This window comes from Streptomyces sp. NPDC087440, assembly GCF_044744005.1.
GTDB lineage: Bacteria > Actinomycetota > Actinomycetes > Streptomycetales > Streptomycetaceae > Streptomyces.
Genome location: NZ_JBIUXN010000001.1, coordinates 149,336 through 162,709 on the forward strand (window position 1 = coordinate 149,336; position 13,374 = coordinate 162,709).

General features: G+C 70.9%; 9 protein-coding genes. 5 read left to right on the forward strand and 4 right to left on the reverse strand.

Going from position 1 to position 13,374, the window contains the following annotated elements:
* Positions 1–42: 42 nt before the first annotated feature.
* The 3 genes from ACIO3O_RS00620 to ACIO3O_RS00630 form a co-directional block, all read right to left on the reverse strand.
* Complete coding sequence (locus ACIO3O_RS00620; protein ID WP_401740164.1) at positions 43–2,829, reverse strand: cation-translocating P-type ATPase; 2,787 nt, start codon at positions 2,827–2,829, stop codon at positions 43–45.
* Between the two features lie 80 nt (positions 2,830–2,909).
* Positions 2,910–3,365, reverse strand: a complete 456-nt coding sequence (locus ACIO3O_RS00625; RefSeq protein WP_401740166.1) for a universal stress protein — start codon at positions 3,363–3,365, stop codon at positions 2,910–2,912.
* Positions 3,366–3,677: 312 nt separating this feature from the next.
* On the reverse strand, positions 3,678–4,358 hold the full coding sequence (locus tag ACIO3O_RS00630) for a CBS domain-containing protein (RefSeq protein WP_401740168.1): 681 nt from the start codon (positions 4,356–4,358) through the stop codon (positions 3,678–3,680).
* A gap of 295 nt (positions 4,359–4,653) precedes the next feature.
* Here ACIO3O_RS00630 and ACIO3O_RS00635 point away from each other — a divergent pair, with 295 nt between their 5' ends.
* Genes ACIO3O_RS00635 through ACIO3O_RS00645 form a run of 3 tightly spaced genes read left to right on the forward strand, consistent with a single transcriptional unit; the run spans position 4,654 to position 8,263 of the window.
* On the forward strand, positions 4,654–5,133 hold the full coding sequence (locus ACIO3O_RS00635; RefSeq protein WP_401740169.1) for a VOC family protein: 480 nt from the start codon (positions 4,654–4,656) through the stop codon (positions 5,131–5,133).
* The gene (locus ACIO3O_RS00640) at positions 5,130–5,891 is read left to right on the forward strand and encodes an HAD family hydrolase (protein WP_401740171.1); all 762 of its coding nucleotides are present in this window, start codon (positions 5,130–5,132) and stop codon (positions 5,889–5,891) included. Before ACIO3O_RS00635 ends, ACIO3O_RS00640 begins: the two co-directional genes overlap by 4 nt.
* Complete coding sequence (locus tag ACIO3O_RS00645; protein ID WP_401740173.1) at positions 5,888–8,263, forward strand: glycoside hydrolase family 65 protein; 2,376 nt, start codon at positions 5,888–5,890, stop codon at positions 8,261–8,263. The genes ACIO3O_RS00640 and ACIO3O_RS00645 overlap by 4 nt, the downstream gene beginning before the upstream one ends.
* 25 nt (positions 8,264–8,288) lie before the next feature.
* Here ACIO3O_RS00645 and ACIO3O_RS00650 read toward each other — a convergent pair whose 3' ends face one another.
* Positions 8,289–10,673, reverse strand: a complete 2,385-nt coding sequence (locus ACIO3O_RS00650) for a phosphoketolase (protein ID WP_401740174.1) — start codon at positions 10,671–10,673, stop codon at positions 8,289–8,291.
* A 711-nt stretch (positions 10,674–11,384) separates the two neighbouring features.
* Between ACIO3O_RS00650 and ACIO3O_RS00655 the strand changes: the two genes are divergently transcribed.
* Positions 11,385–11,591 (forward strand): DUF2180 family protein, encoded by a 207-nt coding sequence (locus tag ACIO3O_RS00655; RefSeq protein WP_401740176.1) that lies wholly within the window; start codon positions 11,385–11,387, stop codon positions 11,589–11,591.
* A gap of 139 nt (positions 11,592–11,730) precedes the next feature.
* Positions 11,731–13,371: a GAF domain-containing sensor histidine kinase gene (locus ACIO3O_RS00660; RefSeq protein ID WP_401740177.1), complete on the forward strand. Its 1,641-nt coding sequence runs from the start codon at positions 11,731–11,733 to the stop codon at positions 13,369–13,371.
* Positions 13,372–13,374: the final 3 nt, after the last annotated feature.

The following is a 13,374-nucleotide window of genomic DNA, read 5'->3' on the forward strand; positions in this document are numbered from 1 at the left end:
AAGGGGAGGTGCACGGGAGGGGACTCCGGTGCACCTCCCCCCTCAGCCCGCGCCCGCGCCCAACCCGGCGGTCTTGTGGCGGCGGGCCCGGCGAAGGAGTTCGTCCGCTCCCCAGACGAGGAGCGGGAAGGGGGCGACGACGGCCAGTTGGGCCGGGCTGAGGGCTGCCGTGCCGAAGACGTCCTGGAGCGGTGGCGCGTAGACGACTGCCGCGGTGAAGACCAGTTCGAAGCCGATGCCCCACAGGAGCAGGCGATTGGTGAGGACGCCGATGGTGAACAGGGAGGCACGGTCGGTGCGGGCGGCGAACGCCGTGCCGATCTGGCAGGCGACGATGCCGACGAACGTGATCGTGGTGGCTTCCAGGTACGCCTGGTGCAGGGGGGTGCCGCTGCCGGTGGGATCTCCGGGATGCCAGCCGGCCTGCCCGAGGGTGAAGAGGTAGCCGGCCATGACGAGAATCGCGGAGAGGGTGCCCAGGATCACCCAGGCGCGGAAGAGGAGGGTCCGGTCGATGACTCCGGCCGTGCGGGATCGGGGCGGGCGGGACATGAGTCCGGGTTCGGCGGGTTCGCGTCCGAGGGCGAGCGCGGGCACCGTTTCGGTGCCGAGGTCGATGGCCAGGATCTGCAGGACGGTGAGCGGGAGCGGGATGCTGCCCCCGGAGAGCGCGAAGACGAGGAAGGGAACGACCTCGGGGACGGCGTGGGCGAAGATGTAGAGCACGAATTTGCGGACGTTGTCGAAGACGCGTCGTCCCGCGTCGACGGCGGAGACGATGGTGGCGAAGTTGTCGTCGGTGAGGACCATCGTGGCCGCCTCGCGGGCCACGTCCGTGCCCGACTTGCCCATGGCGACGCCGATGTCGGCGTGGCGGAGCGCGGGGGCGTCGTTGACGCCGTCTCCGGTCATCGCCACGACCTCGCCCTGTGCGCGGAGGGCCTCGCAGATGCGCAGTTTGGCTTCCGGTGAGGTGCGGGCGAACACGATCTCCTGGTGGCCCGAGAGGAGTTCGTCGAGGTCGTGATCGGTCATGCGCTCCAGTACGTCGCCTGCGAGGACGGGGCTGCCGGGGGCGCCGATGCCGACCTGGCGGGCGATTTCGGCGGCGGTGAGTCCGTAGTCGCCGGTGATGACGTGGATGCGGATTCCGGCCCGGTGCGCGGCCTTGACGGCCTCGGTGACGCCGGGGCGTGCGGGGTCCGCCATGGCGACCAGGCCGAGCAGTGTCAGGCCGGATTCCGCCTGCTCGCGCTGCGTCGGTACTTCCTCGCCGGGGTCCAGGACGCGATGGGCGAGGGCGAGCACGCGCAGCCCGGAGGCTGCGTAGCGGTCGATGACGGTGGTCAGTTCGTGTCGTGCCGGCTCGTCCAGGTCGCGGTTCTTGCCCGGGGAATCGAGGAGGTGGGTGCAGTGCGGGAGTACGGATTCGGGGGCCCCGTTGGTGTGCACCGTGAGCCCGTCCGCCGTGTCGCTCACGGTGGTCATCCGCTTCAGGTGGGCGTCGAAGGGGAAGATCGTGCGCCGGGCGGACCTGCGGCGGTCGGACTCGACGGCGACGCCGAGGTCGTCGGCCAGGGACAGCAGGGCGAGTTCCGTGGGGTCGCCGCTGCCGTGGGGCTGCGCTTCGGTCGGTGCGTCGGCCGTGGTGCAGGCGGCGCCGTTCGCGGCGAGCAGTGCCGCCTGCGGGTCGTGGGCTGCCTCGTCCGGGCTGCGTTCGTGGCCGGCCAGCCACAGCCGGGTGACGCGCATGCGGTTCTCGGTGAGGGTTCCGGTCTTGTCCGTGCAGATCACCGTCGTGGACCCCAGGGTCTCCACGCCCGAGAGGCGCTTGACGACCGCTCCCCCTCGCGCGAGTTCCCGTACTCCGGCGGCGAGGGCGAGGGTGATGGTGGGGAGGAGTCCTTCGGGTACGTTCGCGACGATCAGGCCGATGGAGAAGCTGATGGCTGCGCTCCAGCCCAGTCCCGCGGCGACTCCGACGGGCAGGAAGGCGGCCCCGATCACCACGGCGACGGCGGCGATGATCCAGGTGGCCTTGCGGACCTGGCGTTCCAGGGGGCTGCGTTCGGTCTTGCCGCGTTGCGACAGGGTGGCGATGCGGCCGAGTTCGGTGTGCATTCCGGTGCGGGTGACGACGGCTTCGGCTTCGCCGCCGGTGCAGGTGGTGCCGCTGAAGAGGAGTTCGTGCGCCTCCAGCAGGGAGACGGTGTCCGCGGAGGGCTCGGGCGAGCGGGTGACGGGCAGGGATTCGCCGGTGAGGGAGGACAGGTCGAGCGTGAGCGTGCCCTCGACGAGGTGCGCGTCCGCGCAGACGCGGTCTCCCTCGGCGACGACAAGGATGTCGCCCGGCACGAGATCCCGCGCCTCGATGTCGCTGCGCACGCGGTCGCGTACGACCCGGGCGGTGGGCGGCAGGAACGCTGCCAGCGCCTCCACAGCCCGTTCGGCCTGCATCTCCTGGACGAAGGCGAACCCGGCGTTCAGGAGAATCACCGCCACGACGGCGACCGACAGCGCCGGAGTTCCGCCGACCCAGGCCAGGACGGCGGCCAGGGCCAGCAGGATCGCCAGCGGCTGGGTGAACTGCGAGAGCAGCTCGCCCGGCCACCGACGCCCGCCGGCCCTGGTCAGGGTGTTGGGCCCGTAAACGAGCAGCCTCCGCGCTGCTTCCCTGCCGGTCAGGCCCGAACGGGAGGTGCGCAGCTCGCGGAAGAGGTCGGCCGGCGGAAGGCGCTCGTCGGTCTCCTCGGCGTCATCGGGTTCCCCGTTGTGGGGCTCGTCCGCCGCGCGACCTTTGCGCACCGTGCTGTTTCGCGACCCGCCCATGGGAAGCCCTTCTCCGGTGGAGCTGTGCAATGGCCGAGCAGGTGCTCGAAGCCGTACGGATCACGGCCGGGGCACGACGATCACGGCTGGGGCACGACCACGACGGGGCACGGTGCGTGCTGCACGCAGTGCTGGCTGACCGAACCGAGCAGGGCACCTGCGAACGTGCCGTGCCCGCGGCTTCCCAGGACGAGGAGTCGGGCACTGCGGGCGGCGTCCATGAGGACCGGGAGCGGGTGTCCTTCGACAACCCGGGACGTGACCTCCGGGGACTGCGGCTGCTCGGCCCGTACCGTGGCGACGGTGTCCAGCAGGGCTGATTCGGCTGCCTTGGCGTACACGCCGCCGTCGGACATCGAGGGCACCCAGCCGTAGCTGTACCCGTACACCTCGGGGTACTGCCACGCCGCGACCGCTTCGACCTGCGCTCCGGTCAGGGCGGCCTGGGCCAGGCTCCATCGCAGTGCCGCCCGGGAGCACGGTGAGCCGTCGACGCCCACGACGATGCGGGGCCTGTCCTGGGTGTGCTGGGTCATGGTCGATCCCCTGCCGCTAGGTGCCGCGCAACCCGGACCGGCTCGCACGGCACCTTCACGCTACGTACGGACACCGGCCCGGTCTGCAGCCAACCGGACCTGATGCGGGGCCGTTCGGCCCCTGCCCCGGGCACGGATGGCGCGCGATGGGGGGGATCACGGCGATCGGCCAGATCGCACAGACCACCCCGCACAGGGTCGTGGGGCAGCACACGCTGGACGAGACGCTGGCGCAGACCCGACCGCATCAACCTCGACGTCCGCGAGATCCTCGACGTGACCACCGCCGGGTGGGGCATCGAGGACCGGCCGCTACCGCTCAAGGAACTGCACGCTTGTGTGGTGCGGGGGGTGAGCAGTGTCGGCTGCCAGTTCGCGGACCGCTACGACGCCGTCGACCGCCCGGCACATCCGGAGCAGGGTGGTGTGCAGGGCACGCTGTCCGATGCTCCCGCGGAGTGTCACCACCCCGTCGGAAACGGTGACTTGTACGGCGTCGGGGCGCAGGGACAGGGTTCGGCCCAGGATGTCGTAGACGATCTCCTCGCGTATGGCCGAGTCGCGGCGCAGGAAGATCCGCAAGAGGTCGCTCCGGCTGACCAGGCCGACGAGTTTCCCTGACTCGTCGACGACGGGCAGGCGCTTGATGTGGTAGCGCTCCATGGTGCGGGCTGCTTCGACGACGTTCCACTGCGGCTGCGCGCAGACGGCCGGCGAGGACATCAGCCGGCCCGCGTCCTCCGTCTGGCGGCCGGGCCCGTTGTACTCCCTTCCGCCTGGGGCCGGACGGCCTTCGGGGTCGGGGCGCACGGCCTCGCCGTGCAGCAGGTCGGCCTCCGAGACCACCCCGATGGGACAGTTCCGTTCGTCGACGACCGGCATTGCGGTGATGTCGTTGTCGGTCAGCTTCTGCACCAGCTCCTTGAAGCCGGTGCCGGCACGGACATGGATGACGTCGTGGGTCATCAGATCCTGAACAGTGCGGTGTTGCATGGCTGTTGACCACCTTCGGGTGGATGCGGCGGGGCGGAGGGGCCCTGATGTCCACAGCCTCCCGCCGGTCGGTGGCGTCCGGGCAGGGGACAAAGGTCCCTCATCCCACGGACCGAATCCATGGACCGAACCCCACGGACCGAACCCCACGGACCGGCGCCGTGTCCGGAAGCACCGGGCCGACGGTCGTGAGGGCCGTTCGGCCCCTGCTGCTCGTCCGTGAACCGCGCAAGACTCGACAGCGGTGCGGACCGCGCGCCGCTGTCCCAGCCGAGCAGCGAAAGGGGGCACGCGCATGGCGCACCGTGCAACGGTCCAGATCACGGACACCGGTCCCACCGCGGCGAGCGTGTCATCGGGGCCTGGCATGGCCCTCGCGGCGGTCGTCCTGTACGTACAGGATCTCCCGGCGTCCGTGGCGTTCTACCGCTCCTTGCTGCAACTCCAGGAAGGCGCATCGGGCACTCCGACGGCCGCGCTGCTCTTCAACCCGGAAGGGTTCCAGCTGTATCTGCGTGCCGTCGGCCGCCGGGCCCCGCATCCGCTGGGGGCGGTAGGCATCCAGTGCGTGGTCTGGGCCGCACCCAGTGCTGCGGACCTGAAGCGCTGCGAGGGGTGGCTCAAGGCCCGGCAGGCACACGTCCAGACCCTGACGGCCGACGGCATCACCTGGGTCGAAGGACGTGACCCCAGCCATGTGACGGTCATGGTGACCCACCCCCGCCCCGGCGAGGCCGTTCACCACCGGATACTCACCAGGATCTACGCCCTGTGAACGCCGACCCGCCTCCACACTCCGCGACCGGTCCCAGCCTCGGCCTCCCTTCCCGCATTCGTGCCTGCCTCTTCGACCTGGACGGCGTCCTCACCCGCACGGCAGTCGTGCACGCGGCAGCCTGGAAGGAGACGTTCGACGCGTTCCTGCTCCGCCGCGACGGCAGCGCCTTCCGCCCCTTCGACCCGGTCGAGGACTACGCCTCGTACGTGGACGGACTCTCCCGTGAGGACGGTGTACGCAGCTTCCTCGCCTCCCGGAAGATCGCGCTGCCCCAGAGGCGGGAGGCGGACACCGTGCACGATCTCGGCGAGCGGAAGAACGTGATCCTCCTCCGGAAGATCAGGGACGCGGGCGTGCAGGCGTATCCCGGCTCGGTCCGCTACGTCAGGGCCGTCCGGGGGGCGGAGCTTCGGCGTGCCGTGGTCTCTTCCAGCGCGAACTGCCTCGACGTCCTCACTTCCGCGGGTATCGCCGACCTCTTCGAGGTCAGGATCGACGCGGGTGTCGCCGCCGCACAGCACCTGCCGGGCAAGCCGCACCCCGACACCTTCCTGGCCGCCGCCCGCGCCCTCGGCGTCTCCCCCGCCCGCTCCGCGATCTTCGAGGATTCCCTGGCGGGAATGGACGCGGGCCGGGCCGGCGGGTTCGGGTTCGTCGTCGGCGTGGACCGCGGCAACCGGTCCGCCGCCCTTCACCAGCGCGGTGCGGACGTGGTCGTACGCGACCTGGCCGACCTGCTCCAGGACCCCCGGTGATCAGTCATCCCGCCTACGACATCGAACCGTGGTGCCTGCGCGAGACCGAACTCAACCTCGGCCTGCTGGCCCAGAGCGAATCCGTGTTCGCGCTCTCCAACGGCCATGTCGGCTGGCGGGGAAACCTCGACGAGGGCGAACCGCACGGACTGCCGGGCACCTACCTCAACGGGGTGTACGAGCTGCGCCCTCTTCCGTACGCCGAGGCCGGATACGGCTACCCGGCCTCCGGCCAGAGCGTCATCGACGTCACCAACGGCAAACTCATCCGGCTCCTGGTGGATGACGAGCCCTTCGACCTGCGCTACGGCCGGCTCCACCATCACCAGCGGGTGCTCGACTTCCGCACCGGGCTCCTGCACCGGACCGTCGCCTGGACCTCCCCCGCCGGAAGCACCGTCCGCATCCGCTCCTCACGGCTCGTCTCCTTCACGCAACGCGCGGTGGCCGCCGTCGCCTACGAGGTCGAACCCGTCGACGCCGAGATACGCATCGTGCTGCAGTCCGAGCTGGTCGCCAACGAGCAGCTTCCCCCCGTCCCCGGAGGGGATCCGCGCAGCGCGGCCGCGTTGGAATCACCTCTGGTGCCCGAGGAGAACTTCGCACGCGACACCCGGCTTCGGCTGATCCACCGGACGGCCGGAAGCGGACTGCAGGTGGCCGTCGCGGCGGACCACGTCGTCGAGGCGCCTGCCGGTACGACGACGAGTGCGGAGAGCACGGAGAACCTGAGCCGACTGACGCTCACCACCCACCTGCACCCGGGGCAGACGCTGCGCGTGGAGAAGTTCGTCGCCCACGGCTGGTCCAGCACCCGATCCCTGCCCGCCCTGCACGACCAGGTCGAAGCCGCCCTCTTCTCCGCCACCCACACCGCATGGGACGGACTGCGCGCGGAGCAGCACACGTACCTGGCCGCCTTCTGGGCCGGGGCCGACGTGGAAGTGGACGGGGATGCCGAGATCCAGCAGGCGGTCCGGTTCGCCCTGTTCCACGTGCTCCAGGCCGGGGCGCGTGCGGAGGAACGCGCCATCCCGGCGAAGGGCCTCACCGGTCCCGGTTACGACGGCCACTGCTTCTGGGACACCGAGACGTTCGTCCTGCCCCTGCTCACCTACACCGCCCCTCAGGCAGCGGCACAAGCCCTGCGCTGGCGCTTCGCCACCCTGCCCGCCGCGCAGGAGCGGGCACGGCAACTGGGCCTGGCCGGGGCCGCCTTCCCGTGGCGGACCATCAACGGCAGCGAGTGCTCGTCGTACTGGCCGGCCGGGACCGCCGCCTTCCACATCAACGCCGACATCGCCGACGCCGTGGTCCGCTATGTCGCCGCCACGGACGATGACGCCTTCGCACGGGAGGCAGGGGTGCCCCTGCTCGTGCAGACCGCCCGGCTGTGGCGGGCCCTGGGGCACCACGACCCGCAGGGGGCCTTCCACATCGACGGAGTGACCGGCCCCGACGAGTACAGCGCCCTCTCGGACGACAACACGTACACCAACCTGATGGCACAGCAGAACCTCGCCGCCGCGGCCCACCTGGTGTCCCGCTACCCGCGCGAGGCCGGACTGCTCGCCGTGAGCGGGGCGGAAACAGCCTCCTGGCGGAACGCGGCGGCCCGGATGTCGGTGCCGTACAGCACCGCGCTCGGGATGTACGAGCAGTCCGCCGGTTCGACCTCCCACGAGGTGTGGGACTTCCCTGCCACCGGCCCTGAGCAGTACCCGCTGATGCTGTGCTTCCCGTACTTCGACCTCTACCGCAAGCAGGTCCTCAAGCAGGCCGATCTGGTGCTCGCGCTGCATCTGCGCGGTGACGCCTTCACCCGTGACGACAAGGCCCGCGCGTTCGCGTACTACGAGGCCCTGACGGTCCGGGACTCCTCCCTGTCCGCCTGCACCCAGGCGGTGCTCGCCGCCGAGACCGGTCATGTGGAGCTCGCGTACGACTATCTCGGCGAGGCCGCGATGATGGACCTCTCCGACCTGGAGCACAACACCCGCGACGGCCTGCACATCGCCTCACTCGCGGGTACGTGGACCGCGCTCGTCGCCGGGTTCGGCGGCATGCGGCACCACGAAGGGCTGCTCTCCTTCGCGCCCCGGCTCCCGACGGCACTCAGCCGTCTCGCCTTCACCGTCCTCGTGCACGGCCGGGCCCTGCGGGTCGAGGTCACCAGGAGAACGGCCACCTATTCCGTTCCGGCCGGGGAGCCACTGGAGATCCAGCACTACGGAACACCGCTCAAGGTTTCCCCCCTGTCTCCCCGGTCAGTGACCCTGCCCACCGCGGCCCCCGAGGGCACCGCCCCTGACCAGCCTCCCGGCCGTCGTCCGTTACGGCGCTCCGCCGGCGGGGCTCCGCCCGTCGGCTGACGTCCCCGTCCTCGCGTGCCGGGTGTCAGCCGGTCCAGGTCCAGTCGGCGACCTCCGGAAGATCCGTACCGTGCTCACGTATCCAGGCGTGGTGGCGCAGCCGGGTGTCGGCCAGCTCCTGCCGGAACTCCCCTGCCCGGACCGCGAGTCCGGGCACACGGTCGACGACGTCCATCGCGAGCCGGTAGCGGTCGAGGTCGTTGCGGACGACCATGTCGAAGGGCGTGGTCGTGGTGCCCTCCTCCTTGTAGCCGCGCACGTGCAGCTGGGCGTGGCCGGTGCGGCGGTACGCGAGGCGGTGGATCAGCCACGGGTAGCCGTGGTAGGCGAAGACGACCGGCCGGTCGGTGGTGAACAGGGCGTCGAACTCGGCGTCCGGCATGCCGTGCGGGTGTTCCGCCGAGGGCAGGAGCCGGGCCAGGTCGACCACGTTCACCACGCGCACGGCCAGCTCGGGCAGGTGGCGGCGCAGGAGTTGGGCCGCTGCCAGCACCTCCAGGGTGGGGACGTCACCGGCGCAGGCCAGGACGACGTCCGGCTCGCGGCGGCCGTTCTCCGTACCGGCCCATTCCCAGATTCCGGCGCCGCGCGCGCAGTGCCCCCGGGCTTCTTCCAGGGTCAGCCAGTCGAAGCAGGGCTGTTTGCCCGCGACGACGACGTTGACGTAGTCCCGCGAGCGCAGCACGTGGTCGGCGACGGCGAGGAGGGTGTTGGTGTCGGGCGGCAGGTAGGCCCGTACGACCTCGGGCGACTTGTTGAGGACGTGGTCGACGAAGCCGGGGTCCTGGTGGGAGAAGCCGTTGCTGTCCTGACGCCAGACGTGCGAGGTGAGCAGGTAGTTCAGGGAGGCGATGGGGCGGCGCCAGGGCAGGCGGCGGGAGGTGCGGAGCCATTTGACGTGCTGGTTGACCATGGAGTCGACGATGTGGGTGAAGGCCTCGTAGCAGGAGAAGAGGCCGTGGCGGCCGGTGAGGAGGTAGCCCTCCAGCCAGCCCTGGCAGGTGTGTTCGGAGAGGATCTCCATGACGCGGCCGTGCCGGTCGAGGTGTTCGTCGACCGGGAGGGTCTGTTCCTGCCAGGCCTTTCCGGTGGCCCGGTAGACGGAGTCGAGCCGGTTGGACGCGGTTTCGTCCGGGCCGACGAGGCGGAAGTCGCGCCGTTCGGCGGTGTTCTCCATGAGCGTTTCCAGCAGCTCGCCGAGCACCCGGGTGGGCTCGTGCGCCGTGACGCCGGGCTTGTCGACCGGGACCGCGTACCGCTCCAGCGGCGGCACCGGGAGGTCGCGTACGAGGAGGCCGCCGTTCGTGTGCTCGTTCGCGCCGAGGCGGCGGGTGCCCTGCGGCACGCATGCGAGGACCTGGTCGTACGGCCGTCCCTGGTCGTCGAAGAGTTCCCGCGGCCGGTAGGAGCGCATCCACTCCTCCAGCTGACGCAGATGTTCCGGGTTCTCGCGGACCGCGGTGAGCGGCACTTGGTGCGCCCGCCAGGTCCCTTCGACCGGTACGCCGTCGACCTCGGCGGGGCCGGTCCAGCCCTTGGGAGTGCGCAGCACGATCATCGGCCAGCGCCTGCGCTCGGTGACCCCTTCGTCGCGGGCGCCGCGCTGAATCGTGTTGATCATGTCGAGGGCGGTGTCCATGGCGTGCGCCATCGCGCAGTGCACCTGGAGCGGGTCGTCGCCCTCGACGTGCAGGGGGTCGTGTCCCAGTCCGCGCAGAAGATCGTCGAGTTCGTACGACGGCAGGCGGGCCAGGAGGGTCGGATTGGCGATCTTGTAGCCGTTGAGGTGCAGGATCGGCAGGACCGCGCCGTCGTGCACGGGATCGAGGAACTTGTTGGAGTGCCAGGACGCGGCCAGGGGCCCGGTCTCCGCCTCGCCGTCGCCGATCACGCAGGCGACGAGGAGGTCCGGGTTGTCGAAGGCGGCGCCGTACGCGTGCGCGAGGGAGTAGCCGAGTTCACCGCCCTCGTGGATCGAACCGGGCGTCTGCGGTGCCACGTGGCTGGGCACGCCGTCGGGGAAAGAGAACTGGCGGAACAGCCGCGCCATGCCCTCCGCGTCCCGGCTCACATCGGGGTACGTCTCCGTATACGTGCCCTCCAGCCAGGAGTTGGCCAGAACGGCGGGGCCTCCGTGCCCCGGCCCCCACACGCAGAGGGCGTCCTTCCCGTGGTCCCTGATCACTCGGTTCAGGTGGGTGTGGACGAGGTTCAGCCCCGGCGAGGTGCCCCAGTGCCCGAGCAGTCGGGGCTTGATGTGCTCGGGACGCAACGGTTCCGTGAGCAGCGGGTTGGACATCAGATAGATCTGGCCGACGGCGAGGTAGTTCGCCGCCCGCCAGTGCGCATCCAGCGCCGCCAACTCCTGCACACCGAGGTAGGCGGCCGATTCCTGATCGAACTGCGGCATCCCGTCATCCCTTCCTGAGCAGTGGGGCAGGGCGAGATCACCGACCGGTCCCGGGCGATGGCCCAGCCGTCGGCGGCCCGTGTCTCGTTCCTGAGGCTAGGACCGCCCCCGGGTTCGCACGAGGGGCCGGACGGCCCTTCTCCCTGCCCGGACCCACTGCGTCCGTGCCCCGCGGACGCGCCCGGACCTGTGCAAGGCCGCAGGGGAGGACTAGCGTGAGGCATGCCGCCCCGGTCCCCGGCTGCGCCGCTTGTCTCCACGACGTCGCATCGGCGTACCACCACGTCCCGCGCAGGGCACCCGAGGGCCGGCCGATACGTCCGGCGGGACGTCTTCTTGCTGTGTCCCGCACTCACGGCTCCCGCCCGACAAAGCCCTGGCGGTACACGTGTACCTACTGCTTCTCCCTGTCGCACTCCCCCTGGCCCTGCTCGGCACCATGATCGGGCTCGCCTGGTGGGAGGACTTCCTCCTGCCTCCGCGCGACGAGCACGCATCCCAGCCGTCGGCCGAACCATGTGAAGCCGTGGCACCCGATGCCCGCAGCGCGACGGCCGGGCTCCCGGCAGCACCCCGGACCGCCGCACGGACGGTGGCACGGCCATCTCGCCGACGGGCCCTTTCACGAGCCCCGAAAGATCGAGGAGGTGCGCCGCCACAGCGTGCGCGCCGCACGCAACTCCGCACGCATCTCCGCACGCAGAGGAAGCCATGAACTGCTACGACTGCCATCTCCTGGGCACCACCGTTCCCGCCGTTGCCGTCTGCCGGCACTGCGGCGGGGCTGTCTGCCCCGAGCACATCAAGTCCAACGCCGACGACGTGATGCGCCCGGAAGGCATGGGCCTCACCACGCTCAACGAACCCGCCCGTCGCCTCACCTGCCTCATCTGTCACGAAGCGGAACACCAGACCTGACTCGGCCTCGTCACCCATGGCCGTCGCCGGACAGGCACGGCCGCCTGCAACGAGCATGCCGACGGAGGCACCAGTGAACACGGAACGAACCTCGCCGCCCCGCTCGCGAGCCCGGCACGATCCTGATGGGCCGTTGGCCGTGCTGAGGCCCCAGATCCAGGTCGTCCGGGGCATCCGGGACCACCCGTACGCGCTGCTGGAGTCGGTGCTCTCCGCGGGTCGGGAACTCGATCTTCCCCAGGTCCTGGGTCGCATCGCGGAAGCGGCAGTGATCTTGAGCGGTGCACAGTGCGGCGGCATCGGAGTCGTGGAACCGGAGCTGGATCCGTCCCTCACGGCTGGGATCAGCCCGGAGGCGCTCGCGCTGAGCGGGCAGCTCCCCAGCGGCCACCGCCTGCTCGGCGAACCGGTCCGCCATCCGGACACACCGCGATCGACAGAACGCAGCGTCGATCGTGAGCCCTCTTCGAACGGTGTGCGGTGGGATGCCTTCCTCGCCGTGCCGATCGTCGTTCGTGGCGCCCCTTTCGGCACCCTCTGTCTCGCGGGCAAGCGCGACGGCACCGCGTTCGACGGCGACGACGAGGCGGTGCTCTCGGCGCTGGCGGCGGCGGCAGAGGTGGCCGTCGACAACGCCCGCCTCTTCGCCGAGGGCCAGGTCCGCGAGAGGTGGCTGGCAGCAGGCGCCGAGCTGACCAGCGGGCTGCTCTCCGGCGCTCCGGAGACCCAGGTGCTGGAGCTGATGCTGAACCGGGCGCGGGAGATCACATCGGCCGATCTCGGCGTGGTCGACCTGGTCGCACCGGGGACGCGGGAACTGCGTGGCGCGTTTGCGCTCGGTGAGGGTGCGGAGGTGCACCGCGGCCTGCGGCTGCCGCGCGAGGGAACGCTGGCCGGCACGGCCCTGGCCACCGGTGGGCTGGTCGTCACCTCGCACGTGGACAGCGACCCTCGGGTCACTTTCCGCAGCGGGCACTGGCAGGGACTGGGTCCGGCGGTCGCCATCCCCATGAGCACGAGCGGAGGGGACCGGGGGGTCCTCGTGCTCGCCCGCAAGGCCGGGCGTCGGCCGTTCACGCGCGAGGAGATCGAGCCGCTCCCGGGGTTTGCGGGGCAGGCAGCGCTCGCGCTGGAACTGGCCGACCGGCGCCGGGCCGCCGAGCAGGTGAGCCTGCTGGAGGAGCGTGACCGGATCGCCCGCGACCTGCACGACCTGGCCATCCAGCGGCTGTTCGCCACCGGCATGACGCTCCAGAGCGTCGAGCGCCTCGTCGAGCACCCGCAGGCCACCGAACGCATCGGCCGGGCGGTCGACGACCTCGACACCACCATCAAGATCATCCGCTCGACGATCTTCGGTTTGCGGGCCCACGACGCGGGCCCCGGCGGCAGCGGACTGCGGGCCCGCACCGCCCGCGCGGTCGAGGAAGCCGTCCCGACACTGGGCCTGACCCCGTCCCTGCGTGTGGAAGGCCTGCTCGACACCGATGTACCGCAACCGGTGGCGGACGAGGTCCTGGCCGTCCTCCACGAGGCCCTGGCGAACATCGCCCGCCACGCGCGGGCCTCGGCCACCGAGATCGTACTCATCGTGAACAAGGAAGGACTCACGCTGACCGTCGCCGACAACGGGGTGGGAATCAGTTCGAGCGCGCGCAGCAGCGGACTGCGCAACCTCAGCGAACGGGCCCGGAACCTGGGCGGGGAGCTGAGCCTGTCCGTACCGCGCGGGGGCGGCACACTGCTGCGGTGGGCCGTGCCGCTTCCCGACCGGCAATAGCGG

Coding starts and splice junctions, on each gene's coding strand:
- ACIO3O_RS00635 (WP_401740169.1), top strand. CDS start 4,654: ATGGCGCACCGTGCAACGGTCCAGATCACGGACACCGGTCCCACCGCG.
- ACIO3O_RS00620 (WP_401740164.1), bottom strand. CDS start 2,829: ATGGGCGGGTCGCGAAACAGCACGGTGCGCAAAGGTCGCGCGGCGGAC.
- ACIO3O_RS00650 (WP_401740174.1), bottom strand. CDS start 10,673: ATGCCGCAGTTCGATCAGGAATCGGCCGCCTACCTCGGTGTGCAGGAG.
- ACIO3O_RS00625 (WP_401740166.1), bottom strand. CDS start 3,365: ATGACCCAGCACACCCAGGACAGGCCCCGCATCGTCGTGGGCGTCGAC.
- ACIO3O_RS00655 (WP_401740176.1), top strand. CDS start 11,385: ATGAACTGCTACGACTGCCATCTCCTGGGCACCACCGTTCCCGCCGTT.
- ACIO3O_RS00630 (WP_401740168.1), bottom strand. CDS start 4,358: ATGCAACACCGCACTGTTCAGGATCTGATGACCCACGACGTCATCCAT.